The following is a 26,190-nucleotide window of genomic DNA, read 5'->3' on the forward strand; positions in this document are numbered from 1 at the left end:
GCCAGCGCCGCATCGGCCGAGTGGCGCAGTGGAAGGGGAAAGCGGAATGGCGGCCGCCTCATCTGATGCCGACCCTTACGCGCAGCCCGTCTCTGTCCCCTCCCCACCGGTTTTCCCGCCGATCCGCCACGCCCTCCTTCGCCGGCCTGCTGCGCAGACTGCTGGCAGGAGCGGGCTTCACGCTGATCGGCACGGGGATGTGGCATCTGGTGTGGGCGGCGGCCACGCTGCTGGTCTGGGAACTGGCCCTGCCCGTCGCGGCTGGGCCGGTGGGGCTGCTCGCGCCTCTGCCCGCCACCGCGGGCGTGGTGTGGCGTTTCGCCGCCGTCTACCGCCAGCAGGAAGCTCAGCGCTTCCTGCCGCCGCGCGATACGGCGGTCAAGGTCACCGTGTGGGTGGGGCACTTCTTCCTGGTTTTTTTCGTGGGTATCCTGGCGGCGGTGCTGATTCCCAACCTGCTGGGGACGCGAAACCGGGCGCTGCGGATCCCGGAACAGTCCATCAGCCGCAACACGGTGACGCCGAGGGTGGAGGGCGTGGAAGCACCTTGAAGAGCGGTTCATGCTCGGCGGCAGTGATGTCCCTGGCGAAAGGCGGCAGGACCCGGCTCAAGTCCTGCGGCGTGGACCGCACCGATTCCGAGTCCCCCTGCGTGATCCTCACCTCCGGGCATATGGTCACCCTGCCCGGAGGCCCCCGCTCCAGAAGGGCCGTCAGCGCCAGAAGTTCATCGCCATCTGGTACAGATTGAACTGCCGCTCGGGCGCCCGCTGAATAAGGAGGTGGGCCACTTCGAGGGTGTGCCTGCGCCCGAACCCATCGGTGAAAAACGCTTCGCCTTCCACCTGTTGAAACGTCCAGCCCGCTCTACCGTGGGGCCCCGCGTGTTCCCGCCGAGCACCAGTCGGCGGACATCCCTGAAGGTCACGCTCCACCCCGAGCGCCCAGACTCCGCCAGCTGCGGCGCGGCCTCCCTGCCACAGGCGGGGCAACGCCGCCGCATTCCCAGGCGGCGACGGCTCCCCAAAGCGCGCGCCACAGTGCGGGTGCGCCACGGTACCGGGCTGGGCATGGGATTCGGTCAAGGCCGCGTGTTTTGCCCTGCTGGGCGCTGCAGGACCGCGCGAATCTGCTTGTCACCTCATCCAGCACGCTTCGGGGCGGGTTTGTCCACTTGCATCTTCAGGCGGTCATCGTTGCGCCTGAGAAACGCGTGCAGGTGGGGGTAAAGCGCGTCCTGCCCGGCCACTTCACCGTTTGCCGTCCACCGGTTGAAACCTTCGGAAGCGGGCCCGCTGGCCCAAAGCATTTGTCCGAATTCCGCCGTGAGTGGAAGGGCGCCCCTCACGGCTCCATTCTCATTCAAGTTCGCTCGCCCTGCTCGCTCAAAAAGAAGTCCCCGTCTTTGACACATGCTCTAAAGCGCCTGGGCCACCCGCTGCCCCAGCTGTGCGGGTGTGCCCGCCTCCTGGAGCGCGCGACGCTTCGGAATCACCAGGGCGTGCCCAGGGTGACAGGGGTCAATGGTGAGAAAGGCGGGGCACAGCTCCGTTTCCGCGATTTGGCTGCCCTCCACATCCCCTGCGGCAATGGCGCAGAAGGTGCACGCCTTCATCCCAGCTCCGCGAGCTTGCCCAACACCGCCCCTGGCCTCACCGTGTAGTCGCCCGTCTTGGCCTCGGTGTGCTCGAAGCGCACCACGCCCGCCTTGTCAATCAGGAACACGGCCCGCCCGCTGATCCCCCGGTCATCGATGGCAACGCCGTACTGCCGGGCCACGTTCAGATTCATGTCGGCCAGCAGCGGCACCTCGATGCCGTACTCGGCGGCCCAGGCCTTGTGGGTATAGAGGCTGTCGCGGTTAACGCCCAGCACCACGGCCCCGGCCTCGGCGAAATCGTCCTGCCGCCCGGAATACTCGGGCAGTTGCATGGAGCACACCGGGCTGAAATCCAGCGGATAAAAGACGAGCACCACGTGGTTGTGCCCCCGGTAACTGCTCAGCGTCACGGGATCGCCGCCCGTCGAAGGCAGGGTGAAGTCGGGCGCGGGCTGACCGAGCAGGCTCATGGCCCTGAGTTTAGCGGCTCAAGCAGTCCCAGTCGGAACGGCGGAATAGACCCCACAGCCGGCCCTCTGCGCTGGGGAAGGAGGAGCCAGGAAAAGGCGTACCTGCGTACAGGCGCGACCGGAACGGCGTGGGAAGCTGGCCCAGCGAAAACTGTGGGCTTTCATAGCTTTACACCGCGTCCCAATTCACCCGTTCGTCGGGGGGGCGGCACTAGGCTGAAGGCCTATCGTCCCCACCGTCTGTACCCCCTCAGGACGACGAAGGAGAGAACCCCCCATGGCCGACATTTTGCCCCCCAATATGCTCAACGAGCGCCCGCAGACCCCCGCCGGGCTGCTCAGCAACCGCGAAAAAGACCGTCTGATCGAAAGGGGCTTTCTGGGCCTGTACCGCTGGTACACCGCACGCAGCCAGGAAACCCGCAACTGGAACCCGGACCGCAGCTTCGACTGGCGCAGCCTGAGCAAGGATCTGCCGTCCGAGATCGTCACGGTGCTGCAGGGCTTTTTTGCCGTCGAGCAGTACGCGCCGGACTTCACGAGCAGCCTGATCACCCTCGTGCGCCGTTCGCACGGCCGAAGCCATTTCCAGATGCGCTGGGGAAGCGAGGAGGAAAAGCACGCCGACGCCTGGGAAAACGCGGTGCTGTTCAGCGAGCAGCGCAGCCCGGAGTGGATCGCCGAGTACAAGGAGCGCCTCAAGTCCCAGACCTGGGAACTGCCCTTTCCCGACGCCATCCACAACCTCGTGTACACCGTGTTTCAGGAGCGCGCCACCCAGCTCAACTACCTGAACATGATGAAAATTGCCCAGGGCAAGAGCGAGAAGCCGCACCTCCAGGGCTTTTCTGACCCTGTGCTGGCGAAGGTGGCCCAGACCATCGCTGTGGACGAAGCCGCCCACTACAACTTCTTCCTCGAAGGCGTGCGGATGTACCTGTACTACTACCCCGAGCGCACCTTGAACGCGATCAAGAACGTGATCGGACAGTTCTCCATGCCCGCGTCCATGCTTGTGCCCGACTGGGACCAGTTCTTCGAGGTGGTCTACCGCGCCGGCATCTATGGTCCGCGCGAATTCCAACGCGACGTGCTGCAGGTGGCCTTCCGCAACATGGGCATTGAGAGCCGCAAGGCGCTGGAAGAAGGCATCAAGAAGACCCGCGAGGTGCCAGACTTCGAGGGCGGCAACTTCAAGACCACCGCCATCTTCGAGACCTTTGACTACGGCCAGATCGAGGGCGACGTGCGGCGCCTGCACACCAAGATTCAAGACTACGAACGTGAAATTGGCTTTGACATGGTGGATCCCACCGAGTTTATCGAGAACCCGGAAGTGCCCAAGACGGACGGGCAAGCGGCGGACGATTGAGGGAAAGCGCCTGGCCGCCAGACTTGAACTTTTGGAAAGGGGAAGCCTTTACGGGGGCTTCCTTCTTCTTACCCACGGCTGACCGTCCTCCCCTACCCTGACCTCCGGTGCCCGCCCTGGAGGTCTTTCTTCGCCTGAGCCGTTTCGGCGGTCCAGCGGCGCACCTGGGGACTTCGGGCCGAGTTGGTAGAGCGGCGCAGGCGGCTGGCTCAGGCCGCTTACGCCGATCCAGTGGCTCCCACACCGTTTCTGCCCCGCCTGCCTGCTCGCCAGGCGGGGCGCGGCCTGGAGCTGTTGCGCGCTGGCCGGGCTTCACGCTGCCCAGTACGGGCATCATGGCCGCCTTCGCGCTGGGTGTGACGCGCCTTTGCGAAATGAACGGCAGTGGCGGGCGGGGGTGCAGGTGGCGGCGCTGACCCGGTGTGCCCTGATCGGCAGGCGGTTTCTGCACCTGGAGACCGGGGGTGCGCAACAGCCGCCTGCCGTTCCCCCGCCGCGCCCGGCGGGGGCCGCCCTGCTGCTGGGCAGTGACGGGGCCCTTCTGGAAGTCACCTTCCGGGCCGGGGCGCGGGTCTTCGGCGGTGGACACGTGGTGCTGCCCCTGCTGGAAACGGGATCTGCGACGCGCTTCCTGACGCGCGAGACGTTTGCGGCAGGGTACGGAGCGGCCAACGCCGTGCCGGGGCCACTGTTGACCTTCTCCACCCAGCTGGGGACGGCACAACCGGCCTTGCCCGCCTGCCAGGCCGCCGCATCACCCTGGGCGTGTCTCTGCCCGGTGCGCCCGCTGATGGTGGGGCGCTGCCCTTCGGGACGGGTCTGTCCGCGCGTCCCACCTTTCGCTCGGCGCTCGCGGGGCTGAATGCGGGCGTGGTGGGGTTGCTGCCGGCCACGCTGTACGGTCTCCGTTTGCTTCAGGCATTCGCGGCGCTGACGGCAGGGCGACTTCCGGCTTGGGCCGTGGTGGCGGGATGTGCGGTGGCGGGTGGCCTGATGCGTTGGCTCCCGGAAGGCCAGAGGCTAACCGCCAACAGCCGGAGACTCTGCTCCCTCCAGCCCGTAAATCTCCAGAAACCGCCGTGCCCGGGCCTCCAGCGTCGGCAACGGCGCAACCTCACCGCACACCCAGTCAGGCTGGTAACTGCGGCATACACCAGGGCGGGCGGCGTAGACGGTGCACAGGCAACCGTCGCCGAGATGGACGCAGGGCACCCCCAGGGGCTTTTGCAGGGCGTGGATGTCGGGCGCCGTACAGCACGCGCCGCACGCCGTACACGCACGCACCAGCGGCGAGCGGGGCGCGAAGTCGGGGGGCGCGGCGAAAAGGTCCACGGTCCTACAGGCTAGCGCTCCCGCGCTTTCCGGAGTGCTCGCGCTTTCCCTACCGAAACGCCCGCGCCGCCTCAATAAAGGCGTCGTTCTCGGCGGGGCTGCCCACCGCCACGCGCAGGCAGCCTCCGAGCATCGGCAACTTGTCCTGACGGCGGACCACAATCCCACATGAGCGCAGGTGCCGGTAAGCGGCGTCGGCGTCGGGCGTACGCAGCAGGTAGAAGTTGGCCTGACTGGGCAGCGCGGTCCAGACCGGGTGCCCTTGCAAGGCGGCGTAGACGCGTTCACGTTCCCGGCGCACCTCCGCCGCGCGCTCGGCCACGTAACCGGGATGTTCCAGCGCGACTTCCAGCGCGACTTGGGCCAGCACACCGACGTTAAAGGCCGACACCAGTTTGCGCAGGTGGGCGGCCAGTCGGGGGCTGCTCAGCGCGTAGCCCAGCCGCACGCCCGCCAGGCCCCACGCCTTGGAGAAGGTCCGCAGGCTCAGGCGGTTCTCGCCCGCGCGCACGAGGTCGCGGTAATCCGTGCCGCTGTACTGGTGGTACGCCTCGTCCAGCACCACCACCCAGCCGTCGGCAGCCTCCACAACTTCACGTACGGCGGCTTCGGCGTCCAGAAAGCCCGTTGGCGCGTGGGGCTGGGTGATGTACAGCACGCCGGGGGGGTTGGCGCGCAGCGCCGCCTTCAGTCCTTCTACGGGCAGCGAGAAGTCTGTATTCAGGGGCACCTCCACCAGGTTCGCGCCCAGCAATTGCGCCTCCAGGGTATAGACGCTGAAGGTGGGCCGCACGGTCAGGACCGTCTGCCCGATGCCGCCCAACTCGGTCAGAATCTTGATCAGCACATTGCTGCCCGGCGTGATCACCACGCCCGCCTCGTCCCAGTCCTCGAAGGCCGCCACCCGCGCCCGCAATCCCTCCGCGTGCAGGTCTGGATAGCGGTTCCAGAGCTGGCCAACCATGCGGTCTGCCGCCAGGGCTTTCAGCTCCGCCGGGAAATCGTAGGCGCTCTCGTTCTGATCGAGCTTGATGGGCGCGTCGATGGGCGTGAACGGGTAGGCGGGCACGGCCTGAACGGCGGGCCGCACGCCGGGCAGGTCCGGGATGGCCGGAGAGGCAGAAGCGGGCTGGGAGGTCATGGTCTCCGTTCTACCGCACGGCCCCCTCCCTTTGTGTAGGCCCTTTGCTCGCGTCGTCCACTCCAGACAAACGGCCAGGCAAATGCCACGAAATGCACCCAGCCTAACGGGCGTTCGCTCGGGGGCGTGCTACGCTGCCTTCACGCCCCACCATGACGGACTCCACGCCCCCCGCCTCCCCCACCCCCGAGCCCGCCGCCCGTACCCGGCGCGATCAGATCCGGGACGTGGCGGGCCGCCTGTTTTCCGAACGCGGCTACCACGCCACCAGCATGCGGGACCTGGCCGGAGAGCTCGGGATGCAGGGCGGCAGCCTCTATGCGCACATCAGCAGCAAGGAAGACCTGCTCGTGGAGATCGTGCAGACGGCGGCGGGGCAGTTCGACGCGGCCCTGCTGACCCTCCGGGCCGATCCCCTGCCCGCCGACCAGAAGCTGCGTGAAGCGATGGAGCGCCATATCCGCGTGGTGGCGGACAACATGGAGAGCGCCACCGTCTTCTTCCACGAGTGGAAGCACCTCTCGCCCGCCGCCTACGCCCGCGTGACCGACTGGCGCGACACCATCGATGCCTTTTACCGGGACCTCGTACGGCAGGGGATCGAGGAAGGCACCTTTCGCCCGGATCTCGACGTGAAGATGAGCGCCAACTTGATCCTGTCGGCCGTCAACTGGGCTTACACGTGGTACCGCCCCGGCGGCCGCCTGACCCCCCGGGATGTGGCAGAGCGCTATGCCCAGATGCTGCTCGCCGGGATGCGCACCCCCGCGCAGGAGGCGTCGTGAGCCACCCCACCGTCACCGTTCGTATCCGCGACGCGCTGCGCTACGCCCAGGGCCGCGCCGAGAAACTGGGCCGCACCCAGCAGCTCGAACTGGGCGAGAACCTGTTTCTCCGCATCGGGCCGGGGGGGCGCAAGTTTTTGCTGTTTTGCCTAGACGGCGAACCCGAGCCCAGCGCCGCCCGCGCGGTGGCCGAGGCGTTGGGCCTGCGTGAACCCCAGTACGGCTGGCACCAGGGCGAGACGCTGCGTTCGCTGACGGTGGTGGAGGCGGGGGCTGAGGGTGAAGTCCCAGCACTTCCCCCCACACCTGATCAACCTTGAATCTTCCTTGAGCTTGCGCTGAACCGCACGGGCCGCGGGGCAGGTACGGTGACGCGTGTGAAAAAAGCTCTCCCTCTGCTGGCCGCGCCCCTTGCCCTCGCCGCCTGCTCGACGCTCGGCCTGCCCAACGGAGACGTGACGGGCAGCATCTCCGGCACCGCACCCGCAGGCGGCGACGTGCGCCTGGCCCTGCTGGGCCGCACGGGCGGCGGCTTCGAGAACAACGCGGTGGATCAGGTGGATGTGGGCACCTTCAACCCGCAAAAGCGCGTGTACGCGATCTCGCTGCCCGCGGCTCCGCGCGCGGGTGCCTACGAGGTCACCGCTTATGTGGACAGCAACGGCAACAAGGCCTACGACGCCGGTGAACCCCGAACCACGTATCAAAACCGCTTCCTGATCTACTCGAACAGCGACCTGGGCCTGTTCGGCTTTAACGTCAAGCAGGGGTGGAACCGCGTGGAGGGCAGCGCAGTAAGCCAGGGACGGCCCTTTAGCGGCTTTGACCTGAGGTGGTAGGCACCCAGGCAAAGGGGAGCGGCCCACCCGGAGCCGCTCCCCTTTGCGCTACTGAACATTATGCGACGGGATTTGCACCCTCGAAGGTGGTTTTGAAGTTCTGAAGATCGTCGGCGATCTGCTGGCTGGGCTCCTCGCCGAACAGCTTGGCGACGGCCGCGCCGAGCGCTCCGGCGGGGGGACGGTACGACAGCGCCACGTGAATGCGGGTGCCGCCACCCGGCAGACTCTCGAACTGCACGCTGCCCGCGTTGTCCACCGTCGCGCCGGGAAGGGAGTGCCAGCCGATGCGTTCGCCGGGCTTGTCGTTCACTATCTCGGCTTCCCACTCCACGTGGGTGCCCAGCGGGGCCTTCGCCACCCAGCGGCTGCGGCGCTCGTCCAGCACGGTTACGCTCTCGAGGTGACTCATGATGCGGGGCAGGTTTTCAAGTTGACGCCAGTAGGCGTACACCTGCTGCGCCGGGCGGTCGATCACGATGCTGTGCTCGACAAAGATGGGCTTGGCCGCGTTCGCCGTGCCGTTCAGGCCCGCCGCTGCCATCACCGGGTCGTTGCCCGTGGCCGCGCGGTAGGCGAGGTACCCGCCGACAGCGGCCATGCTCAGGCCCAGGAAGCCGCGGCGGCGCAGGCCCAGCAGCAGCAGGGCACCGCCCGCCGCGCCGCCAATCATGCGGCTCTGGTCCATGCTCTTGCCCTCTTCCTTGCTGTTCTCGATGTTCATATTCGGTCCCATGGTCGTTCCTCCGTTGCGGGCAGTGTAGGGGCGGGGCCAAAGAGGCCACGTGAATCCTTCCCCAACCTACATTTAAAGAGGCGGCCAGGAAAAGGGCGTCGCGCGAAGGATGGAGGAAGCGTTAGCTCCCCGTGCGGTCGCCGTTGCGGTCGTTGCCGCTCGCGCCGATGATGTCGGCGTCTTCTGTATCGCCCGTGGGGCGGACCATGCCGCTGTTGTCGCTCTGGCGCGCGGGGTCCGGCATTGCGCCCGTCTCGGTGCCCTGACCGTGGATGGTCTGCATGGCGGCCCGGTCCACTGCCGTCTGCGGCCCCGTTGCCAGGTTGGAATCGAGATTCGTGTTGGCATCGGGAGATTCGGGCGTCGCGCCCATATAGCTCGCTCCACCCGCTGGGGTTTTGCCGGACGGGTTGTCTCTGGAATCGTCGTTCATGGAGAAACCTCCTGTACTGGGTGGCGCTGGACCGGATACAAACTTCGGTGTCTTCCATCCTTCCCCGCTCCGCTGACCGCGCGGATGTGTCGCCCTTGATGCCCTCCTTATGGAGGGGCAGGCGCTAGGCTGATACCCATGGCTCCGGTTGCCCTCTTCCACGCCCTTCTCCGGCAGGCCCCATGACTTCCCAGGCTCCCCAGGTGGGTCGCCTCGATCCCCTCTCGCTGGGAGCAATTCTCGTGACCATCGTGTTCTGGGCATCGGCCTTTGCGGGCATCCGGGCGGGGCTGGACGCCTTCTCGCCGGGACACCTCACGCTGTACCGCTTTCTGGTGGCGGCGGTGGCGCTGGGAATCTACGCGCTGGTGGCGCGAATTCCACTGCCCTCTGGAGCGGACCTGGGCCGCATCGGGCTCCTCAGTTTTTCCGGCATCACGCTCTACCACCTCTTCCTGAACTACGGCGAGGTCAGCGTGCCTGCCGGAACAGCCAGCCTGATCATCGCGGCCGGCCCCGTCATTACAGCGCTGCTCGCCACGCGCTTCGGCGGCGAGCGGCTCAATGCGCTGGGATGGCTGGGCACGCTCGTCAGCCTGGGGGGCGTCGCCCTGATTGTGCTGGGGCGGGGTGAGAGCGTGGACTTCACGCGCGGAGCGCTGCTGATCCTGGCCGCCGCGCTGTTTACCAGCCTGTACTTCGTGTTTCAGCGGCCCTTGCTGGGGAGGATGAACCCGCTGCACTTTACGGTGTGGAGCTTGATGCTGGGCACGGTACCCATGCTGGCCTTTCTGCCCGGCTTCGGCAGTGAACTGGCGCGCGCACCCCTGTCTGCGCACCTCGCCGTGATCTACATCGGGCTGTTTCCGGCAGCGCTGGCATACCTGACCTGGACCTTCGCCCTGGCGCGCGTGGGCGCGGGCACAGCCACGTCCTTTCTGTACGTCTCGCCGGTGTTCGCCATCCTGATCGCCTGGGGCTGGCTGCACGAGCTGCCCACGGCCCTCTCGGTCATCGGGGGGGCGATTGCGATTGCGGGGGTGGTGCTGGTCAACACCCGCGGAAGGCCCAAGGGATGAGCCAGGCAGCGCTGAGAGAGGACGTGCAGGAGGTGCGGGTGGACGTGGCCGTGCGCCTCTCCGGCGTCACGGTGCGCCTGGGACGTCAGACTGTGCTGAAGGACCTGAACCTCACCGTGCCGCACGGCGAATTCCTGGCAGTGATCGGCCCCTCGGGCGAAGGCAAGAGCACGCTTCTGCGGGTGCTGGCCGGACTGCTGCGCCCCGCAGAAGGAACGGTGGCGGTGGCCTCGCCCCCAGCGCTGATGTTTCAAGATGACCGGCTGCTGCCCTGGCGCACGGCGCTGAGAAACGTGGAGTTGCCGCGTGACCTGGGGACCGGGGGCACGCTCGCTCCCCGCGAGGCGCTGCACCTGGTGGGCATGGACGCCTACTGCGGCTATTTCCCCGCGCAGCTCTCGGGGGGGATGCGGGCGAGGGTGGCGCTGGCCCGCGCGCTGGCGCAGAGCAACGACGTGCTGCTGCTGGACGAACCCTTCGCGGCGCTCGACGCCCTGGTGCGCGAGCGCTTCAACGCCGAGCTACGCCACCTGCACGAGAAGACGGGCCGCACCACCATCCTCGTCACCCACTCCATCCGGGAGGCCGCAACGCTGGCCGACCGGGTGGCCGTGCTACGCGGGGGGCGAATTCTGGCCGTGCTCGATACCCGCGAGAAGACCCAAGCGCCCCCCGCCAGCCCCATCGAAACGCAGCTCCGCTCACTGCTGGGCGCGGGGGACAGCACCCGGATCCAGGTGGACCCGCCCGCCCAACCCTCGCGCGGCTGGCTCGCGCCCACGGCCGCCCTGCTCGCCGGGCTGCTGTTGTGGGAAGTTGTGGCGCGGGCGCTTCATCAGCCGTTCATCCTGCCCAGCCCGACGCAGGTGTGGGCGGCCTTGCTCAAGACGCCCAGCGAGTTCGCGGGCTTCGCGCGCGTCACGGTGGCTGTCACGCTGCTCGGCGGGCTGCTCGGCTCTCTGGCGGGGGTGCTGATCGGCTATCCGCTGGGCAAATCGCGGCCCCTGGAGCGCTTTCTGAGCCCCTTCGTGGTGGCGTCGCAGAGTACGCCCATCGTGGTGCTGGTGCCCATCCTGACCGCATGGTTCGGCTTCGGGGCGCTGCCCGCCGTGCTGGTCAGCGCCCTGAGTGCGCTGTACCCGCTGATGGTGTCCACCATTGTCGGGGTACGCGAGGTGCGGGCCACCGATCACGAACTGTTTTCCACCCTGCACGCCACCCCCTGGCAGCGCCTGACCCGGCTGGAACTGCCCTCGGCCCTCCCCGTCATGCTGGGTGGGCTGCGGCTGTCGCTATCGCTGGCGCTGATCGGCGCAGTGGTGTGGGAAACGGTGACCAACCAGACCAAGGGGCTCGGTTACGCGCTCAACCAGGCCCGCACCTACTACGACATGCCCCGCCAGTTCGCAGCCATCGTGCTGCTGGTGCTCCTGGGGGTGGCGCTGTACCTGATCGTGACCACGCTGGAACGACGGGCATTACGGAGGCGGGGAAGGTAGGAGGGGTTTGTCGCTTTCCCTGCGGACAGCGCCCCCACACCACTTACCCTGATGGTCATGAATAGACCCGTCGTATGTGTGGGCGCACTCGTGTGGGGACCGGACGGCCGGGTGCTGCTCGTCCGAACGACGAAGTGGCGCGGGTTGTGGGGGGTGCCCGGCGGCAAGGTGGACTGGGGTGAAACCCTGGAGCAGGCGGCGGTCCGCGAATTCCGTGAGGAAACGGGCCTGAGGTTGCGAGACGTCAGGTACGCCCAGACGCAGGAAGCGGTGCTGAGCGAGGAGTTCCACAAGCCCGCCCACATGCTGCTGGTGGACTTCTTCGCGCGGACCGACGACACGGCCATCACGCCCAACGGGGAGATCGAGACGTGGGCCTGGAGTTCGCTGGAAGAAACGGAAGCTTACCCGCTGAACACCTATACCAAGACCTTGGTGGACCTGGCCCGGAGACGCGGATGAGCGGGAATCAGAGGGGCACGGCCCTCGTCACCGGGGCAGCCCGCGGCATTGGGCGGGCGCTGGCCGTCGCCCTGGCGGGTGAGGGGTACGCGGTGGCCGTTCATTACCGGGGCAGCGAGGAGGACGCGCGGGAAACGGCGAGGCAATGCCAGGCCCACGGCGTCCTCGCCACCACCTTACAGGCCGACGTAACGGAGCCCGGGCAGGCCCGGCAACTCGTCCACACCGCCCACACCGCCTTTCCTGACCTTCCCCTCGCCGTGCTGCTCAACAACGTGGGCAACTACGTCCACAAGCCCCTGCTCGAAACCACTGACGCCGAGTGGACGGAGATGCTGTCGAGCAACCTCACCGCCACCTTCGCCACCTGTCAGGAGGCCGCGCCCCTGATGCGGGAGGCGGGCTTCGGGCGCATCGTGAATCTGGGATACGCGGGCGCAAGGCACCAGGTGGCCCGCCCTGGCATCGTGCCCTACGCGATTGCCAAGGCAGGCGTGCTGCACCTCACGCACGCGTTGGGCAAAGTGCTATCGGGCACGGGCGTCAGCGTGAACGTCGTCTCGCCCGGCGTGATCGAAACGTCAGTCAGCCAGCCCCTGCGCGAAATCCCTGCTGGACGCGTCGGCACCGTGGCCGAACTCGTGGACGCTGCCCTGTATTTCGTGCGGGCCAGCGACTACGTAACCGGGCAGGAGCTGGAAGTGGCGGGAGGCTGGAACTTATAGGTCGCCAGTGGCCAGTCGGCAGCAAGGGGGCTTGATCCTGGTCGCTGGCTGCCGGCGACTTCCCTACCTGACCGCCTTTACCTGCAAGTCCAGCACCGCCCGCGCCGCGCGGGGCAGTTCGTGCGTCTGGTCCGTGATGTAGAGCAGGCGGCCATTGGAGTCGGTCACGCGGGCCATGACCGCGTAGGTCCGCCTGGCGCTGATACGCGAGGGGCTGAACTGGATCTGGTAGGGCGTGGAGAGGCGCGAGGCGGGGAAACTTACGGTCAGCAGGGCCTTGCTGGGCGCGTCCATCACGGTCACGTCCTCCAGGGTGAGGATGACCTTGCTGCCCGCAGGCAGGCGCACGTCGCGGGGCGCGCGGATCCGACCGGCCACCACGCGCCAGCCTTTCGGCGCATCCATCATGGTGCTGCTCGTCGCCGAAGTCGTCGTGGTGGTGGTGACCGTCCCCGAGGACATGCTGCTCCCCATCTGGGAACTGGGCTTGGTGATGCGGATGCCCTGGGCGAGTGCCGGAGTTGCCAGCAGGGTGACCGTGAGCAGCAGCGTGAGTCGTTTCATACGGTTCACGCTAGGGGTCCGGGCGGGTCAGGTACGAGGGGCGACGGTGAGGACTTCCTTTACCTTCAGCCGTCTGCGTTCAGCCATATACAGAAGGCGTGCCCATTTTTTCGGACTCGACCATGCTCTAATCGGACCATGCCTGCCGCCTCTCCTCTTCCCCCTCTCGCCGATCATGCCGAGGGCCTCGCATGGCTGAGCCGTGATCCTGCGCTGGGAGCCATGCTCGCTCCGCTTCCGGCCCTGCCCGTACTGACGCCGGCGCCAGACCCCTTTGGGACGCTGGTGCGGAGCGTGGTGGGACAGCAGCTCTCGGTGAAGGCGGCGGCGAGCATCCATACCCGGCTCTGCACAGCGCTGGGAGGCGTCTCCGCCGAAACGCTGCGCGGAGCAGTCCCCGAGAACCTGCGCGCCCAGGGCCTGTCGTGGGCCAAGGTCCGCACCGTGCAGGCCCTCGCGGACGCGGCACTCTCGGGAGCGGTGGACTTCGAACAGCTGTCGGCCCTGCCTGACGAGGAAGTCATTGCGGCCCTCACGCCGCTCCCCGGCATCGGGCGCTGGACGGTGGAGATGTTCCTGCTGTTCGGCCTCGCGCGGCCAGACGTGTTCAGCTTCGGGGATCTGGTGCTCCGGCAGGGGGTGGAGCGGCTCTACCCGGAGGCCACCACCCGCGCGGCGCAGGAGGCTGTGGTGGCAGCATGGTCCCCGTACCGTTCGCTGGCTTCCCGCGCCTTCTGGTTCGAGGTGGCGCTGCGGCGGGCGGCAGCGAAGGGAGGCGGAGAAGTGTCGCCGCTGGAGCCGGTGTAGGACAGGAAGTGTCGCCGCCCACGCGCCCTCCACCCCGGCTTCGCCAGGCCCCCTCCCTTGTGAGAGAGGCCCACAACGTCTTCACCCCCTTCCCCTTACAGGACGCGTAGGGGTGCCGAGCAGTGGGAGGATGGATACACCCCGAGGGGACCGGAACGGCCCGAAGAGGGCGCGGCTCCCGGTGGCGGAAGACCCACCGGGTCCAGATCAAATCCCAGCGATCAGACGCTAAACCATTCGGCGGTTTTTACTCCTCCAGATACCGCTTGAGCACGTCCAGCCGCACCACGATGGGCGTGCGGGCGCGGGTGATTGCGCCTTCCTGCTTGAGCTTGCCCAGCGAGTGGCTGACCGTCTCGCGGGTGGCCCCCACCATGCGGGCGATGTCTTCCTGGCTGAGCTTGAGGGCCAGTTCCACCCCCTGGGCATGGGGCCGCCCAAACTCACGGGCGAGGCGGTAGAGCAAACTTGCCACACGCTCGGGGGCGCTGTAGGCGCTGACCGTGGCGGTCCACGACTGCGCCTCGAACAACCGGGCGGCCATCAGGCGAATCAGCTTCATGGCGAGGTGCGGCTTGGTGTTCAGCAGTTTTTGGAGTTCGTTGCGGGGCAGCACGATCAGGGTGGTGCGTTCCAGCGCCTCGGCCTGTGTGGGGCGGCGCTCCTCGGGTTGCAACAGCAGTTCGCCAAAGGTGTCGTGCTGGCCCACCACCCCCAGGATGGCTTCCTTGCCGTTGGGAAAGAGCTTGCTGATCTTGACCAGGCCGCTGCGAACGAAGTACAGGGCGTCCGCCGGATCGTCCATGCGGTAGATCACCTCGCCCGGCGCGTAGGAACGGTAGGGCGTGGTGGCGGCCACCTGTTCCAGCTCGGCCAGTTCAAGGTCCGCGAACAGCTCGGTACGCTTGAGGTGCCAGACCAGGCTCGGATAATTCATGGTTGTGCCCAGAATACCCGCAACTCGCCCCGCCTCCAAACAGCCCCCTTCCGCACGGCCCCACGAGGGTGAGACAGCCCACGTGACATTCGCGGGAAAAAGTTTTAGACTCAGTACAACCAAACGTGCTGGGGTGCCTTGCTGTGCCGAGTGACGGTTCGAGAAGAAAGCCCCCGCCCCCCCAGGAGGAGAAGGTCTATGCCCCAGTACAAAGCCCCGCTGCGCGACATCAAATTCCTTATGCACGAGCTGCTTCAGGCTCCACAGCAGCTCGCTGCCATGCCCTTTTACGCCGAGAACGAGACAGGCGACGCCGAGCTGATGAACCAGGTGCTCGACGAGGCTGCCCGCTTCGTGGAGGGCGAACTCGTGCCCCTCAACCGCGTGGGTGACGAGGAGGGCTGCACCCGCCATGAAGACGGCAGCGTGACCACCCCCACCGGCTTCAAGGCCGCGTACAAGAAGTACCGTGACGCCGGGTGGCCCGCGTTGGACGCTGATCCCGCGTATGGCGGCCAGGGGATGCCCCACCTCGTGAGCAACGTCCTCGTGGAGATGATGTGTTCGGCCAACGTGGCGTGGTCCATGTACCCGGGTCTGTCGCACGGCGCGTACTCGGCGCTCCATGCAGTGGGCAGCCAGGAGCTGAAAGACACCTACCTGCCCAGACTCGTCAGCGGGGAGTGGACCGGCACCATGTGCCTCACCGAGCCGCACGCGGGCACGGACCTCGGCATCATCCGGACCAAGGCTGCGGACAACGGCGACGGCACCTACGCGATTACCGGCAACAAGATTTTCATCAGCGCCGGTGAGCACGACATGGCCGACAATATCCTGCACCTCGTCCTCGCCCGGCTGGAGGGCAGCCCCCAGGGAACGAAGGGGATTTCACTGTTCCTGGTGCCCAAGTTCCTGGTGAACCCCGACGGCTCGCTGGGCGAGCGCAACGGTGTGGTGTGCGGCTCCATCGAGCACAAGATGGGCATTCACGGCAACGCCACCGCCGTGCTGAACTTCGATTCGGCCAAGGGCTACCTCGTCGGCGAGATCAACAAGGGCATGAACCACATGTTCATCATGATGAACGCCGCGCGTCTGGGCACCGGCCTCCAGGGCCTCGGCCTCGGGGAAGTGGCGTACCAGAACGCACTCGCCTACGCGAAAGACCGCCTGCAGATGCGCCACGAGCCCCGCGTGAGCCCCACCGAAGTGGCCGATCCCATCATCGTCCACCCCGACGTGCGCCGCATGCTGCTGACGGGCAAGGCGTACACCGAGGCGGGCCGCGCGATGGCGATGTGGCTGGCGCTGAGCATCGACGCCGAGCACCACCACCCCGACGAGGCCAAGCGCAAGGAGGCCGCCGATCTGGTGGCGCTGCTCACGCCGATCGCCAAGGCGTTCATGACCGACAACGGCTTTAACACGGCGGTATTGGGGCAGCAGGTCTTTGGCGGGCACGGCTACATCCGCGAGTGGGGCATGGAGCAGTTCGTGCGCGACGCCCGTATCGGCCAGATCTACGAGGGCACCAACGGCATCCAGGCGCTGGACCTGCTGGGCCGCAAGGTGCTGATGGACGGTGGCAAAAAGCTCCAGAAGCTGGCCTCAACGCTTCAGGAGTTCGTGGAGGAGAACGCCGAGAACGAAGACATTGCCCCCTACCTCGACCAGCTCGGCAAGGCCGCCAACCAACTCGGCACGCTGACGATGGTGATCGGTCAGAAGGCCATGCAGGGCGCGGAAGGCGCGGACGAGGTGAACGCTGCCGCCGTGGACTACCTGCGCTACTTCGGCCACGTGGTCTACGGTTACCTGTGGGCGCGAATGGCAAAGATCGCGCACGAGAAGATCAGCGCCGGGCAGGACCGCGACGGCTTCTACCTGGGCAAGGTGCAGACCGCGAAGTTCTACTTCACCAAGCTGTTCCCCGAGACCAAGATGCTCGCCGCCACCATCAAGGCGGGCAACGAGCCGGTGGCCGTGGATGACCGCGCGGTGTTCGGGCTAGAAGGGCAACTCGTCGGCGCGTAAGCCAGAGACTTCTCCAGAAGAGCGCTTCCCAGAACGGGAAGCGCTCTTCTCGTTGCTCTCGCCCAACCGTTTCCCCGTCTGCACGGCCACGCTCAGCAACGTCACCCCGCGCAGGACGGCGTTGTTCATCCGGTTGCGGGCCTCCCGCTGGCCGACGTTGGGGCGGGGGGGGAGGTTGCCGCGTCCAGCGTCCATTGGCATGGACTTGAACCGGATGGAGGTGATGGGGGCTGGCACGGTCCCGCTCCCCACCCCAACGTGAAAGGTGCCTCCTGTCTTGGAGGCGCGGCTGCGGCGCGCGTCTACTTGTACAGCGGCCAGCCATTCCCCTTGAAATCCGCCTCACGCCATTTGGGGTGGTTGCCTTCGGTTTCCTGCAGCGCGGTGAGCAAGGTCACCGCGCACCCCTGGTGTTTCAGGAGTTGCTGGCACTTTTCGGGCAACGTGACCGGGGCGCCAGGATGCGCTGCGCGGCGGAGGTGTCTGCCGCCCGGCCAAACTGCGGGTAGACCAGCCGTGTGGGGCGGTACAAGGCGTTCATCCGGTTTGCCGCAACGTTCAGGGGCAACAGCGCGAGCTTCCTGGGAACCCAGCGTCTTCAGTCGGCGGGTTGGCCAATCACGGCGAGCGCCGAATCGGGCCCGGAAAAGGGCAGGACCTCGGCGTTCACGGCCGCCTTGGCCCTCAGCGTCTGAGCGGTGACGATACTGCGCTCCCAGGGCGCTCACCGCCCAACTCGGTAAAGGCGCGGACACCCTTCGTCTTGCCCAGGAGCGTCTTCTGGGGCACCCGCGCCACGGCGTGAATCCCGTTGAAATTCAGCGGCAACAGGGCCCGCACGTTCTCGACGCGGGGGTCCCGGTTAATCCGCTGCCGCCCCCTGAACACGCCGAGTTGCACGAAGGCCAGCGACACTTGGTTGTTCAGCAGTTCCAGGCGCTCGGTGCTGCCCGAAGTCTGACGCTGCAGCCATGGGGACGGGGTGCAGGCCCAGCCCAGGTCCACCGCGGAGGCGGTGGAGCCGTTCGGACCCGCCGCCACCTTTATGCGGCCGGGGGCGGCGGAGAGAAGCGGTCAGAAGCGCGCAAGGGCGGTGAAATGGACTTTTCTGCCGAATTGCCCGTTCGTGCCGGCTCCCTCGCGCCGTTTCCGTGGGGGTGCCTGGAATCAACGGAGGAGGCGGGTGTCAGCCGTTTGTCTGCCCGTGGCCCAAATTGGACCGCCCTGATCAGGAGAAGGCCAGCATTACTCCTCACGGCCCAGCAAGGAGTTGACGCGCCGCCCGATGCCCCGGAAGTCTCCTCCACCTCTCCCCCGGGCACGCCTTGGAAAGCGGGCAGGGCGGCAGTGCAGGGTTGGCCGTCTTCGCGGCTGCCCTCGCTGGCGGCCCCGGTCACAGCGCCGAGAGGGCGCGCACGGGCCGGGCATACCGCTCCGGTCCCAGGCGCAGGGCCGCGGCTCCGAGGTGGGTGGGCCAGCACCCACCGGGTATCGGCCAGGCGCGACAGGCTTCTGAGCGGTTCCAAAGCTGTGCGCGTCTTCCTCGCCTGCGGGCATGCGGCTCCACGAACGTCCGTAGGCGTGCAGGAAGGCCGCCGGCAGGTCCCGCATGTCCGCTGGTGCCGTTCCCCCCGCTGTCGCCGGGCGGCAACAGGTCCGAGGGCACCCGAAACTGCCGTGCGGCAAGCTGGTCGAACGCTTTGTCCCCTCGCGCCCAGACTCAAACAGCAGGCGTCCAGCGCGGTCAACTTGCGGGCGCGGTGATACGCACGGGGTTGGGAACCGTGCCCAGCCACGGGGACGCGCGTGTGGGCGAGCGCGGCGTGAGAAGCTGGCCGAGAAAGCCGTGGTGTCGCCGCAGGGCGCGGGCCTGATCAGCGGCGGTGATTCGGAGGGCGTCCTGCTGGGTCGGGGCCAGGCCCCCAGCGTGGCACAGCCCATTCCAGCGGCATAGGCTGAGGCCTGAAACCGCCGCCTTACGCGTTCCTGGCTGGGCACCTGGCAACCCCATGACGTTCGGAGGCGTATAAGGAGATATGAGCAAACCCGTGCGTCAGGAAACGGTGTTGGACACCCGCCCCGCTGCCGCGCCCATCACGCCCGCGCGGGTGGCGCTGTACACCGGGGGAGCTGTGGTGGCGCTCGCTGCGCTGGCGGGCGCAGCGGTGGCCGTGGCGGGCGTGGCCTTTACCACCGTGACCATTGCGGCGCTGATTGTGGCCGTGATGGCCGTGATCTTCCTGATGCCCGCCCTGCTGCTGGCCCTGAACGCGGCCCGGGTTCGGGGCAAGGAGGCGGTGGCCCGCGCCATGCCCCTCGAAACCCTGATTGTGCAGCGCGGCCAGTTCGAAAACCTCATCGCCGCCAAGGGCCGCCAGCTGGCCGAGGCAAACGGGCACCTCGCGGACTTTGCGCGGTTGATCGACACCAACCGCGCCGAGATGGACGCCGCCGACACCGCCCGCTGGGAGAACGACCTGCAGGTTAGCCGCGACGCCTTCGCCCGCGCGCAGACGCACCTCGACGATCTGCGCGCAGACCTGAAGGAGTTTGACCGCCAGATTAAGAAGGCCCGCATCGATACCCAGCTTGCGCAGGCCAAGGGCAACGTCGCCTCGGCGCTGCAGCAGGCCAACCTCAGCGCCGAAGACCGTCACGTGACCGAGAGTGCCCTGTCCGAGATCGCCCGCCGGGCGGGACGCAATGCCGAACTGCTCGATCAGGCCCTCGCGTCCGGTGAGCGCTCGTCCAGACCGGGTGGCAGTGGCGGCATGGGAGGCGGCCTGTGACCCGCGCCCGCCTGCTGGGGGGACTGCTGGCCCTGATCTTGCTGGTGTGCGGCGCCGTGATCTTCCTCGATCAGCGGGGGGCATTCGGTGACCGGGACGCGGCCAGCGTCAGCACGCCGGCCCTGCAGGGCGATCCTCCGCCCGCATCCACCTCCTCGGTCGACGGCTACGGTGACCTGAAATAACCCCCCTCCCCCTTTCCTTCCCGGAGGCTCCATGAAGCGCATTCTGACCACGGCTCTCCTCCTGCTTCCCGGCGCGGCGCAGGCCGCGAACGCCAGCCTCAACGTCGCCACGGGCAGCCCCACGGGCACCTACAGCGCCATGTTCAAGAACATCGGTGCGGTCTGTACCCAGAGCGCGTACCTGCGCGAACGCGGCACGAGTGGCTCCCTGGAAAACATCGACCTGCTGCTCGACAACCAGGTATCGCTGGCCTTCGTGCAGAGCGACGTCCTCAAGGCCCGCCAGCAGATCGACAAGGACCCACGCGTGGAGAACATCCGCGCGCTGCTGCCCCTGCACAGCGAGGAACTGCACCTCTTCGCCCGCCCACCCGTGGTCAAGAAGAACATCCTGGGCAAGACCACCGTGACAGGCGTGCAGAATTTTGCGGACCTGAAGGGCAAGCGGGTGGGCGCGTGGGGCGGCAGCCTGATCACGGCGCGGGTGGTCGGCGCGATGACGGGCGTGCCGTACAGGATCGTGAATTTCAAGGACCAGCCCTCGGCCTTAAACGCGCTGATGGGCGGACAGGTGGACGCCGTACTGGCCGTGGTGGGGCAACCCGCCGCCTGGGTCAAGAACCTGGGCAACGGGGTCAATCTCGTCCCCGTGCCCATGAATGACCGACTGGCCGCCATCTACTCTCCGGCAAAGCTCTTTTACCCCAACCTCAGTGCCCAGAGCGTGCCCACCATCGCCGTGCAGAGCGTCCTCGCCACCCGCGACTTCAAGACTCCGGACAAGAAAAAGCTGCTGCTGGACTACCAGAAATGCGCCATGAGCAAACTCGTCAACCTGCAGGAAGACGAGGGCATGCACCCCAAATGGCAGGACGTGACGTTCAGGACGTGGCCCTGGCCCCAGTACAAGTAGGGCCTGCCCAACCGCCGGAGGGGCAAACCTGTTGCTCTCCTGGTCGCTGTCCAGATGAGGGGGAGGGCCGCTCTGCCTGCAGAGTCCCACTTTTCCCACTCGAAAGGGGCCTTTAGCGTTTCTCCACCCGGTGACAATTGGCGTACCCCCCGTTTCGCGCCCCCTGCTAGATTGACAGCCGGAGAAGACCAGCCATGCCCACCTACGTGTACAAGAACCTTCAGACCGGCGAAACGTACGAGATCAAGCAGAGCATGCGTGACGAACCCCTCACGCAGCATCCCGAGACGGGCGCGGCCATCAAGCGCGTTCTCTCGCAACCCGGCATCGCCTTTCGCGGCAGCGGCTTTTATGTGACCGATTCGCGCCCCAGGGAGAAGAGCGGCGGCAGCGAGGGCGGGGGCGGGGGCGGCGGGGAGTGATCTCGGGGGCGCGCGTTCTGGGCGCTGGCCTGCTGACCGCGGGGGCGCTGACCGGCGCGTACATCACCGGGCGGGTCACGGCGGGGCGCGCGCTCGTCACGCCCGACGAGGTGAACACGGTGGAGGTGGCGCAAAAGGTGCTGCCCGCCGTGGTGCGGGTGGACGTGCGGCTGCGCAAGGAAGCGCTGAATCCCGGCGACGAGCCGGTGGACACGGGCAGCGGTTTCTTTTACAAGAAGAACCTGATCGTCACGAACTACCACGTCATTCAGGACCAGGAATCCATCAGCGTGACCCTGTACAACGGGCGGCGCGTGACGGCCCAGATCGAGGGCGCGGACCCAGGCATCGACATCGCGGTGCTCAAGGTGACGGGCGTGACGGCCCCGCGCACGCTGGCCTTTGGGCGAAGCAGCACCCTGCTGCCGGGGCAGAAACTGCTGACGGTGGGCACGCCGCTAAAAATTCAGAACTTCGTGAACACGGGGGTGTTCGGCGTGGCCGCCAGCCCACGCGATATTCCCCGCACAGACGGTTTGGGGCAGGAGATCGGGCAGTACATCGCCACGAGCGTCAACATTCAGCAGGGCAACAGCGGCGGCCCGGTCCTGGACTCGCGCGGGGCCGTGGTTGGCGTGGCGGACGCCAATGCGGCCCCCAACAGCTTCGTGCCCGGCGTGATCGGGCTGGCCGTGCCGGGGGACCTGGTGCGCCAGAGCCTCGACGACCTGGAAAAGATCGGCGTGCCCCAGCGCGGCACCCTGGGCGTGACGCTGGTGGACCTCGAAACGCTGGACCCCGCCCTGCGCCAGCTCGCGGGCCTGAGCAGCTCCGAGGGCGTGCTCGTGGACGAGGTGGCTGCGGGATCGGCGGGCGAGCGCGCGGGCCTGCGCGGTTCGCTGCGCAACAGTCGGGGCCAGCTTCTCGCGCCGCTGGGTGACATCATCGTGGCTGTGGACGGCGTACGCGTCCGAAACGCCTTCGACGTGACCCGCATCGTAGCGGCCAAACGCTCGGGCCAGAAGGTGGCCCTGCGGCTGTGGCGGGGCAAGAAGGCCGTGGACCTGAAGGTGACGCTGCCTCAGCGCCGGTTGTAGTGGGTCGCCAGCAGGACGCGAAAAGCGGGAGCGCCCGCCGAAGCGCCCTACTTTTGCTGCTCACTGGCAGCTGGCCGCTGGCCGCCCTATCATCTCAGGCGCTATGTACCTCGTCGTCGAAGGCCCCATCGGGGTGGGAAAAACGAGCCTCGCCCGGCGGCTGGCCACGCGCTCAGGAGCCGAGCTGAATCTCGAAGTGGTGGAGGAAAATCCCTTCCTGGCGCACTTTTACGCAGCACCCGAGACGTATGCCTTTCAGGTGCAGGTGTTCTTCCTGCTCTCGCGTTTCAAGCAGCTCTCCGCGCTCGCGCAGCCGGGGCTGTGGAGCGGGCACGTGGTCAGCGATTACCTCTTCGACAAGGACTTCATCTTCGCGGCGATGAATCTCAAGGACGCCGAATTCGCGCTGTACGAAGACCTGTACGCCCACCTCTCGCCCCGGCTGCCCACGCCGGATCTGGTGGTGTACCTGCGCGCGGATACCGATTTGCTGCTCTCCCGCATCGAAAAGCGGGGCCGCCCCTTCGAGCAGGATATGCAGGGCGCCTACCTGCAGGAACTGACGCACCGCTACGACGAATACTTCCGCACCTACCCGGGCCGCCTCCTCACCGTGGACGCCAGCCACTACGACTTCGTGGAGAGCGAGACCGACGAGCAGGCGCTGCTGGACCGGATCTATGGGGAGTTGCAGGCGCAAGGGGCAGCGGTATGAGGGCGGGCTTCGGGCGGGTGGCGGTCGGGGCTCAGCGGCGGCCTCCGCTCACCTTCCCAGGGGAAGCGGGGCGCTGATGTACCTCGCCGTCTCCGGCAACATCGGCAGTGGGAAGAGCACGCTGACGCGGATGCTCTCGGACCGGTATGGACTGCGGCCTGTGTACGAGCCCTACGCCGACAACCCGTACCTGGAAGACTTTTACCGGGACATGCGGCGGTATTCCTTTCACTCGCAGGTGTACTTCCTGTCGCGGCGGCTGGAGCAGCACCTCAACCTGGTGACGGGCGCTCGGTACGTCATTCAGGACCGTACAGTCTTCGAGGACGCGAACATCTTCGCGCGCAACCTGTTCGAGAGCGGGCAGATGGAGACGCGCGACTGGGAGACGTACCGGGGGTTGTATGAGGGCGTGCTTCCAGCCCTGCGGGTGCCGGACCTGCTGCTGCACATCGACGCCTCGCTGCCCACCTTGAGGGGGCGCATCGCCCAGCGGGGCCGCGCCTACGAGCAGGACATTCCCGAAGCGTACCTCGGTGGGCTAAACCGGCTGTACGACGCCTGGATCGGAGCCTTTGATGCATGCCCCGTGGTGCGCGTGCCCGGCGACGCGCTGGACTTCGTGCAGGACCCGGGGGCCTTTCAGTGGGTGTGTGACCGGGTGCAGGCCTACGGGTTCGGGCTGCCGCTGCTGCGGTAGGGTTTGGAGGGTGGGCGTAGACATCGCCCTCACTGTGGAGCGCCGCTGTCAAGGCGGGACGTGAGAACGGAAGAGTGGGTGCCGAACACCCCGGATAATCACCTTCGGTTCGGTGAGCGGAGATTGCCCACGGCCCCTTCAACAGCCTTCTGTCCACAGCCGGTGGCCAACGCGCGACGCCGGAAACCCGATCACACGTGAGCATGAAAAAAGCGGCCACCCCACCGGCAGCCGCCCCATCTATAATCCTGCTTTTTTACGCGTTGAGCGCTTCGACGTTGATCTGCTGGGCCACCTGGGTCAGCTTCTCGTCGGTCAGCTTCTCTTCCTCGAGGGTCTGCTCCAGCAGTTGCACGGCGTCCTGGTCACCCAGCAGCTGCGCGTAGGTGCGTGCGGTGCCGTAGCCCGCGATTTCGTAGTGCTCGATGGCCTGCTGGGCCGCGATCAGGCCAGCCTCCAGCACCTCGGGGGAGGCGTTTTCCTGCAACAGCTTCTGGGCTTCTTCCACAAGGCCCTTCATGCCCTCGCAGGTCACGCCGCCGGGCTGCTCACCCAGCTTCTGGAAAATCTGCTCCAGGCGCTCAATCTGCCCCTCGGTCTGCTGAATGTGCAGCGTGATGCCCTGCTTGAGCTCAGGCGTCTGAACCGCCGTGACGCTCTGTTGCATGGCCTGGAGGGCCTGCTGCTCGGCGCTGTAGATGTCCTTGAGCTTGTGGATGTACAGGTCTTGCAGATCTTGCATTTGCATCGGCATATTCATTTCACCTCGCCCGGCATTCTGACTGTGGACTGACCATGACTTCTGGCAACAGACCCAAGAAGATGAAGGCGCGACTTTGAGTGTGGCTTTGGCCAGACGCCATCCAACCCTCCGCCTGCCCGGGGGGTCAGGAAGAAAGCGGCTGCTAGTCTCGGGCCATGCGACTGCCCGCCCTCGCTGCTGCCCTTCACGTGCCCGCCCCCGCCCTGCCCGAGGTGGAGGTGAGCGGCGTAACCCACAACGCCGCCTGGGTGGAACCCGGCTCCGTCTTCGTGGCGATTCGTGGGGCGCGGTTCGACGGGCACACCTTTCTGCCGGAGGTGGCAGCGAAGGGAGCCGTGGCCGCGCTGGGCGAGGGTCTGCCGGAGGGCACGGCTTCTCCACTGCCCTATCTGACGGTGCCGAACGCGCGCGCAGCCCTGGCCGACGCGTCGGCCGAGCTGGAAGGCCATCCCAGCCGGGCCCTGAAGGTGGTGGGCGTGACGGGCACGGACGGCAAGACGACGACAAGCTGGCTGACGCGGCACCTGCTCCGCGAGTCGGGCCTCCAGACCGGGCTGCTGAGCACCGTGGGCTACGAGTTACCGGACGGCGAGTTGCGGCACTTTCCCGCCCACTTCACCACACCCGAGGCCCCGCAGGTTCAGCAGACCCTCCGCGCGATGGTGGAAGCGGGCGGGCAGGCCGTGGTGCTGGAGGCGAGCAGCCACGCGCTGGCGCTGGAACGGGTGCGTGGGGTGGCGTGGGACGTGGCGGTGTGGACGCACCTCACGCGCGAACACCTGGATTTTCACGGCACGGTGGAGAACTACTTCGCGGAAAAGCGCAAACTGGTGGAGCGAGCGCCTTTCGCTGTGCTCAACGCCGATGACCCATGGGCCGAACGCCTGACGGGCATCGCTGCCGAGGAAACCACCTACTCCATCGACGGCCACGCCGCCGACTGGCAGGCAGGTGCAATTGAGGAACGGGCGACAGGCCTGCACTTCCGCGTTTTCTCGCCCCTGGGCGACTTTGCGGCACACCTGCCCATGATTGGACGCTTCAACGTGGCGAACGCACTCGCAGCGATGGCGGCGGCGGCGCGACTGGGAGCTGCGGCGCAGGCGCTGGTGGGTGGCCTGGCCTCTTTCCGGGGCGTGCCGGGGCGGATGGAACTGGTGCCCGGTGACGAAAAGGACCCGCGTGTGATCGTGGACTTCGCGCACACGCCGCCGAGCTTGGAAAAGGCGCTCGCCACCCTGCGGACCACCACTGCCGGACGCCTGTGGGTGCTGATCGGTTCTGCGGGCGGCCTGCGGGATCCGGGCAAGCGCGCGCCGCTGGGCGAGGTGGCGACGCGGCTGGCAGACCACGCGGTCTTTACGGAGGAAGACCACCGCGACACACCGCTGGACGACATCCTGCGCGAGATGGAGCGGAGCGTGCGGGAGGCGGGGCGCGGCAACTTCACGCGCCTCGGAGACCGGCGGGAAGCGATTCGGTACGTGATTGGAGCCGCCCAACCCGGTGACACGGTGCTGCTGGCGGGCAAGGGCGCGGAAGACACCCTCGAACGCGGCGCCGAGGTCCTGCCCTGGAACGAGGTGGAGGAAGCGCGGGCGGCGCTGGCGGCAAGGACGTGAGTCGGGCGGCAGCTCACCCCGCCCGCCAGCCCGAAGGTCCGCGGGCGGGGTGAGCTGCTGCTCGGAGAGGCCGGGCCCCTGCACCGTGAGGGAGAGACCTTTCACGCCTGGGTGCAGGGCCCGCCGCCACACGCCCCACCGCGTCACCGTGGACCTGAAGGCGGGG

General features: G+C 67.2%; 34 protein-coding genes. 20 read left to right on the forward strand and 14 right to left on the reverse strand.

Features of this window, described 5'->3' with window-relative positions:
* Positions 1–65: 65 nt before the first annotated feature.
* Entirely contained in the window at positions 66–551 is a 486-nt protein-coding gene (locus B9A95_RS27930; protein WP_084050541.1) for a hypothetical protein, read from the forward strand.
* Between the two features lie 162 nt (positions 552–713).
* On the opposite strand, the gene B9A95_RS32785 is transcribed toward B9A95_RS27930, so the two are convergent.
* From B9A95_RS32785 to B9A95_RS27945, 3 genes are all read right to left on the reverse strand, one after another.
* Complete coding sequence (locus B9A95_RS32785; protein WP_139807013.1) at positions 714–1,085, reverse strand: hypothetical protein; 372 nt, start codon at positions 1,083–1,085, stop codon at positions 714–716.
* A gap of 332 nt (positions 1,086–1,417) precedes the next feature.
* Positions 1,418–1,615 (reverse strand): HIT family protein, encoded by a 198-nt coding sequence (locus B9A95_RS27940; protein WP_084050545.1) that lies wholly within the window; start codon positions 1,613–1,615, stop codon positions 1,418–1,420.
* Entirely contained in the window at positions 1,612–2,070 is a 459-nt protein-coding gene (locus tag B9A95_RS27945; protein ID WP_084050547.1) for a peroxiredoxin, read from the reverse strand. Before B9A95_RS27945 ends, B9A95_RS27940 begins: the two co-directional genes overlap by 4 nt.
* A gap of 277 nt (positions 2,071–2,347) precedes the next feature.
* On the opposite strand from B9A95_RS27945, the gene B9A95_RS27950 reads away from it, so the two are divergent.
* Together B9A95_RS27950 and B9A95_RS35845 are read left to right on the forward strand one after the other, a co-directional pair.
* Positions 2,348–3,442, forward strand: coding sequence for an acyl-ACP desaturase (locus B9A95_RS27950; protein ID WP_084050549.1), 1,095 nt, complete (start codon positions 2,348–2,350; stop codon positions 3,440–3,442).
* A 367-nt stretch (positions 3,443–3,809) separates the two neighbouring features.
* Complete coding sequence (locus tag B9A95_RS35845; protein ID WP_245808526.1) at positions 3,810–4,304, forward strand: chromate transporter; 495 nt, start codon at positions 3,810–3,812, stop codon at positions 4,302–4,304.
* A gap of 158 nt (positions 4,305–4,462) precedes the next feature.
* On the opposite strand, the gene B9A95_RS27960 is transcribed toward B9A95_RS35845, so the two are convergent.
* Positions 4,463–4,774, reverse strand: coding sequence for a YkgJ family cysteine cluster protein (locus B9A95_RS27960; RefSeq protein ID WP_084050553.1), 312 nt, complete (start codon positions 4,772–4,774; stop codon positions 4,463–4,465).
* A gap of 49 nt (positions 4,775–4,823) precedes the next feature.
* On the reverse strand, positions 4,824–5,915 hold the full coding sequence (locus B9A95_RS27965; RefSeq protein ID WP_084050555.1) for a pyridoxal phosphate-dependent aminotransferase: 1,092 nt from the start codon (positions 5,913–5,915) through the stop codon (positions 4,824–4,826).
* Positions 5,916–6,067: 152 nt separating this feature from the next.
* Here B9A95_RS27965 and B9A95_RS27970 point away from each other — a divergent pair, with 152 nt between their 5' ends.
* From B9A95_RS27970 to B9A95_RS27980, 3 genes are read left to right on the forward strand one after another with little or no spacing between them, the layout of a single operon-like run.
* Positions 6,068–6,700 (forward strand): TetR/AcrR family transcriptional regulator, encoded by a 633-nt coding sequence (locus B9A95_RS27970; RefSeq protein ID WP_084050557.1) that lies wholly within the window; start codon positions 6,068–6,070, stop codon positions 6,698–6,700.
* Complete coding sequence (locus B9A95_RS27975) at positions 6,697–7,020, forward strand: hypothetical protein (RefSeq protein WP_084050559.1); 324 nt, start codon at positions 6,697–6,699, stop codon at positions 7,018–7,020. The genes B9A95_RS27970 and B9A95_RS27975 overlap by 4 nt, the downstream gene beginning before the upstream one ends.
* Positions 7,021–7,077: 57 nt before the next feature.
* Positions 7,078–7,539 (forward strand): hypothetical protein, encoded by a 462-nt coding sequence (locus tag B9A95_RS27980; RefSeq protein WP_084051028.1) that lies wholly within the window; start codon positions 7,078–7,080, stop codon positions 7,537–7,539.
* A 58-nt stretch (positions 7,540–7,597) separates the two neighbouring features.
* On the opposite strand, the gene B9A95_RS27985 is transcribed toward B9A95_RS27980, so the two are convergent.
* Complete coding sequence (locus B9A95_RS27985; protein WP_084050561.1) at positions 7,598–8,275, reverse strand: SRPBCC family protein; 678 nt, start codon at positions 8,273–8,275, stop codon at positions 7,598–7,600.
* A 121-nt stretch (positions 8,276–8,396) separates the two neighbouring features.
* Entirely contained in the window at positions 8,397–8,708 is a 312-nt protein-coding gene (locus B9A95_RS27990) for a hypothetical protein (RefSeq protein ID WP_084050563.1), read from the reverse strand.
* A gap of 182 nt (positions 8,709–8,890) precedes the next feature.
* On the opposite strand from B9A95_RS27990, the gene B9A95_RS27995 reads away from it, so the two are divergent.
* The 4 genes from B9A95_RS27995 to tmpR are packed head-to-tail and all read left to right on the forward strand — an operon-like array spanning position 8,891 to position 12,473.
* Positions 8,891–9,787, forward strand: coding sequence for a DMT family transporter (locus B9A95_RS27995; protein ID WP_084050565.1), 897 nt, complete (start codon positions 8,891–8,893; stop codon positions 9,785–9,787).
* Complete coding sequence (locus B9A95_RS28000) at positions 9,784–11,286, forward strand: ABC transporter permease subunit (RefSeq protein ID WP_084050567.1); 1,503 nt, start codon at positions 9,784–9,786, stop codon at positions 11,284–11,286. Before B9A95_RS27995 ends, B9A95_RS28000 begins: the two co-directional genes overlap by 4 nt.
* A 57-nt stretch (positions 11,287–11,343) precedes the next feature.
* The gene (locus B9A95_RS28005) at positions 11,344–11,748 is read left to right on the forward strand and encodes an NUDIX domain-containing protein (RefSeq protein WP_139807014.1); all 405 of its coding nucleotides are present in this window, start codon (positions 11,344–11,346) and stop codon (positions 11,746–11,748) included.
* Positions 11,745–12,473, forward strand: coding sequence for a bifunctional dihydropteridine reductase/dihydrofolate reductase TmpR (tmpR, locus tag B9A95_RS28010; protein WP_084050571.1), 729 nt, complete (start codon positions 11,745–11,747; stop codon positions 12,471–12,473). Before B9A95_RS28005 ends, tmpR begins: the two co-directional genes overlap by 4 nt.
* Before the next feature lie 63 nt (positions 12,474–12,536).
* Here tmpR and B9A95_RS28015 read toward each other — a convergent pair whose 3' ends face one another.
* Entirely contained in the window at positions 12,537–13,037 is a 501-nt protein-coding gene (locus B9A95_RS28015) for a YbaY family lipoprotein (protein WP_084050573.1), read from the reverse strand.
* A gap of 138 nt (positions 13,038–13,175) precedes the next feature.
* Here B9A95_RS28015 and B9A95_RS28020 point away from each other — a divergent pair, with 138 nt between their 5' ends.
* A complete protein-coding gene (locus B9A95_RS28020) occupies positions 13,176–13,844 on the forward strand; it encodes a DNA-3-methyladenine glycosylase family protein (RefSeq protein ID WP_084050575.1) in 669 nt (222 codons plus the stop codon).
* A 247-nt stretch (positions 13,845–14,091) separates the two neighbouring features.
* On the opposite strand, the gene B9A95_RS28025 is transcribed toward B9A95_RS28020, so the two are convergent.
* Positions 14,092–14,781, reverse strand: coding sequence for a Crp/Fnr family transcriptional regulator (locus B9A95_RS28025; RefSeq protein WP_084050577.1), 690 nt, complete (start codon positions 14,779–14,781; stop codon positions 14,092–14,094).
* Between the two features lie 198 nt (positions 14,782–14,979).
* Between B9A95_RS28025 and B9A95_RS28030 the strand changes: the two genes are divergently transcribed.
* The gene (locus B9A95_RS28030) at positions 14,980–16,818 is read left to right on the forward strand and encodes an acyl-CoA dehydrogenase C-terminal domain-containing protein (RefSeq protein WP_084050579.1); all 1,839 of its coding nucleotides are present in this window, start codon (positions 14,980–14,982) and stop codon (positions 16,816–16,818) included.
* On the opposite strand, the gene B9A95_RS28035 is transcribed toward B9A95_RS28030, so the two are convergent.
* From B9A95_RS28035 to B9A95_RS32795, 4 genes are all read right to left on the reverse strand, one after another.
* A complete protein-coding gene (locus tag B9A95_RS28035) occupies positions 16,792–17,055 on the reverse strand; it encodes a hypothetical protein (RefSeq protein ID WP_084050581.1) in 264 nt (87 codons plus the stop codon). The two genes, B9A95_RS28030 and B9A95_RS28035, sit on opposite strands and share 27 nt — an antisense overlap.
* A 178-nt stretch (positions 17,056–17,233) precedes the next feature.
* Entirely contained in the window at positions 17,234–17,386 is a 153-nt protein-coding gene (locus B9A95_RS34245) for a hypothetical protein (RefSeq protein WP_170928790.1), read from the reverse strand.
* A gap of 116 nt (positions 17,387–17,502) precedes the next feature.
* Entirely contained in the window at positions 17,503–17,859 is a 357-nt protein-coding gene (locus B9A95_RS28040; RefSeq protein WP_084050583.1) for a TAXI family TRAP transporter solute-binding subunit, read from the reverse strand.
* 703 nt (positions 17,860–18,562) lie between these two features.
* Complete coding sequence (locus B9A95_RS32795; RefSeq protein ID WP_139807015.1) at positions 18,563–18,829, reverse strand: hypothetical protein; 267 nt, start codon at positions 18,827–18,829, stop codon at positions 18,563–18,565.
* Between the two features lie 25 nt (positions 18,830–18,854).
* Here B9A95_RS32795 and B9A95_RS28045 point away from each other — a divergent pair, with 25 nt between their 5' ends.
* From B9A95_RS28045 to B9A95_RS28075, 7 genes are all read left to right on the forward strand, one after another.
* Positions 18,855–19,607: a hypothetical protein gene (locus B9A95_RS28045; RefSeq protein ID WP_084050585.1), complete on the forward strand. Its 753-nt coding sequence runs from the start codon at positions 18,855–18,857 to the stop codon at positions 19,605–19,607.
* Positions 19,604–19,792, forward strand: coding sequence for a hypothetical protein (locus B9A95_RS28050; RefSeq protein WP_084050587.1), 189 nt, complete (start codon positions 19,604–19,606; stop codon positions 19,790–19,792). Before B9A95_RS28045 ends, B9A95_RS28050 begins: the two co-directional genes overlap by 4 nt.
* Positions 19,793–19,823: 31 nt before the next feature.
* The gene (locus B9A95_RS28055; protein WP_084050589.1) at positions 19,824–20,705 is read left to right on the forward strand and encodes a TAXI family TRAP transporter solute-binding subunit; all 882 of its coding nucleotides are present in this window, start codon (positions 19,824–19,826) and stop codon (positions 20,703–20,705) included.
* 194 nt (positions 20,706–20,899) lie between these two features.
* Positions 20,900–21,127 (forward strand): FmdB family zinc ribbon protein, encoded by a 228-nt coding sequence (locus B9A95_RS28060; protein ID WP_084050591.1) that lies wholly within the window; start codon positions 20,900–20,902, stop codon positions 21,125–21,127.
* A complete protein-coding gene (locus tag B9A95_RS28065) occupies positions 21,127–22,224 on the forward strand; it encodes a S1C family serine protease (RefSeq protein ID WP_084051029.1) in 1,098 nt (365 codons plus the stop codon). Before B9A95_RS28060 ends, B9A95_RS28065 begins: the two co-directional genes overlap by 1 nt.
* Before the next feature lie 103 nt (positions 22,225–22,327).
* Positions 22,328–22,939 carry a deoxynucleoside kinase gene (locus B9A95_RS28070; protein WP_084050593.1) on the forward strand — a complete coding sequence of 204 codons (612 nt, stop codon included), beginning with the start codon at positions 22,328–22,330 and terminating at the stop codon, positions 22,937–22,939.
* A 76-nt stretch (positions 22,940–23,015) separates the two neighbouring features.
* Positions 23,016–23,639, forward strand: coding sequence for a deoxynucleoside kinase (locus tag B9A95_RS28075; protein WP_084050595.1), 624 nt, complete (start codon positions 23,016–23,018; stop codon positions 23,637–23,639).
* A gap of 256 nt (positions 23,640–23,895) precedes the next feature.
* Here the strand turns inward: B9A95_RS28075 and B9A95_RS28080 are convergent, their stop codons facing one another.
* Positions 23,896–24,387, reverse strand: a complete 492-nt coding sequence (locus B9A95_RS28080) for a YciE/YciF ferroxidase family protein (protein WP_245808563.1) — start codon at positions 24,385–24,387, stop codon at positions 23,896–23,898.
* A 170-nt stretch (positions 24,388–24,557) separates the two neighbouring features.
* Here B9A95_RS28080 and B9A95_RS28085 point away from each other — a divergent pair, with 170 nt between their 5' ends.
* Positions 24,558–26,024 carry a UDP-N-acetylmuramoyl-L-alanyl-D-glutamate--2,6-diaminopimelate ligase gene (locus tag B9A95_RS28085; RefSeq protein ID WP_084050599.1) on the forward strand — a complete coding sequence of 489 codons (1,467 nt, stop codon included), beginning with the start codon at positions 24,558–24,560 and terminating at the stop codon, positions 26,022–26,024.
* Positions 26,025–26,190: the final 166 nt, after the last annotated feature.

It is taken from the genome of Deinococcus hopiensis KR-140 (assembly GCF_900176165.1).
Classification (GTDB): Bacteria; Deinococcota; Deinococci; order Deinococcales; family Deinococcaceae; genus Deinococcus; species Deinococcus hopiensis.

Coding starts and splice junctions, on each gene's coding strand:
- B9A95_RS27930 (WP_084050541.1), top strand. CDS start 66: ATGCCGACCCTTACGCGCAGCCCGTCTCTGTCCCCTCCCCACCGGTTT.
- B9A95_RS27940 (WP_084050545.1), bottom strand. CDS start 1,615: ATGAAGGCGTGCACCTTCTGCGCCATTGCCGCAGGGGATGTGGAGGGC.
- B9A95_RS27945 (WP_084050547.1), bottom strand. CDS start 2,070: ATGAGCCTGCTCGGTCAGCCCGCGCCCGACTTCACCCTGCCTTCGACG.
- B9A95_RS27950 (WP_084050549.1), top strand. CDS start 2,348: ATGGCCGACATTTTGCCCCCCAATATGCTCAACGAGCGCCCGCAGACC.
- B9A95_RS27965 (WP_084050555.1), bottom strand. CDS start 5,915: ATGACCTCCCAGCCCGCTTCTGCCTCTCCGGCCATCCCGGACCTGCCC.
- B9A95_RS27970 (WP_084050557.1), top strand. CDS start 6,068: ATGACGGACTCCACGCCCCCCGCCTCCCCCACCCCCGAGCCCGCCGCC.
- B9A95_RS27985 (WP_084050561.1), bottom strand. CDS start 8,275: ATGGGACCGAATATGAACATCGAGAACAGCAAGGAAGAGGGCAAGAGC.
- B9A95_RS27990 (WP_084050563.1), bottom strand. CDS start 8,708: ATGAACGACGATTCCAGAGACAACCCGTCCGGCAAAACCCCAGCGGGT.
- B9A95_RS27995 (WP_084050565.1), top strand. CDS start 8,891: ATGACTTCCCAGGCTCCCCAGGTGGGTCGCCTCGATCCCCTCTCGCTG.
- B9A95_RS28000 (WP_084050567.1), top strand. CDS start 9,784: ATGAGCCAGGCAGCGCTGAGAGAGGACGTGCAGGAGGTGCGGGTGGAC.
- B9A95_RS28005 (WP_139807014.1), top strand. CDS start 11,344: ATGAATAGACCCGTCGTATGTGTGGGCGCACTCGTGTGGGGACCGGAC.
- tmpR (WP_084050571.1), top strand. CDS start 11,745: ATGAGCGGGAATCAGAGGGGCACGGCCCTCGTCACCGGGGCAGCCCGC.
- B9A95_RS28015 (WP_084050573.1), bottom strand. CDS start 13,037: ATGAAACGACTCACGCTGCTGCTCACGGTCACCCTGCTGGCAACTCCG.
- B9A95_RS28020 (WP_084050575.1), top strand. CDS start 13,176: ATGCCTGCCGCCTCTCCTCTTCCCCCTCTCGCCGATCATGCCGAGGGC.
- B9A95_RS28025 (WP_084050577.1), bottom strand. CDS start 14,781: ATGAATTATCCGAGCCTGGTCTGGCACCTCAAGCGTACCGAGCTGTTC.
- B9A95_RS28030 (WP_084050579.1), top strand. CDS start 14,980: ATGCCCCAGTACAAAGCCCCGCTGCGCGACATCAAATTCCTTATGCAC.
- B9A95_RS32795 (WP_139807015.1), bottom strand. CDS start 18,829: ATGGGGTTGCCAGGTGCCCAGCCAGGAACGCGTAAGGCGGCGGTTTCA.
- B9A95_RS28045 (WP_084050585.1), top strand. CDS start 18,855: ATGAGCAAACCCGTGCGTCAGGAAACGGTGTTGGACACCCGCCCCGCT.
- B9A95_RS28055 (WP_084050589.1), top strand. CDS start 19,824: ATGAAGCGCATTCTGACCACGGCTCTCCTCCTGCTTCCCGGCGCGGCG.
- B9A95_RS28060 (WP_084050591.1), top strand. CDS start 20,900: ATGCCCACCTACGTGTACAAGAACCTTCAGACCGGCGAAACGTACGAG.
- B9A95_RS28070 (WP_084050593.1), top strand. CDS start 22,328: ATGTACCTCGTCGTCGAAGGCCCCATCGGGGTGGGAAAAACGAGCCTC.
- B9A95_RS28075 (WP_084050595.1), top strand. CDS start 23,016: ATGTACCTCGCCGTCTCCGGCAACATCGGCAGTGGGAAGAGCACGCTG.
- B9A95_RS28080 (WP_245808563.1), bottom strand. CDS start 24,387: ATGCAAATGCAAGATCTGCAAGACCTGTACATCCACAAGCTCAAGGAC.
- B9A95_RS28085 (WP_084050599.1), top strand. CDS start 24,558: ATGCGACTGCCCGCCCTCGCTGCTGCCCTTCACGTGCCCGCCCCCGCC.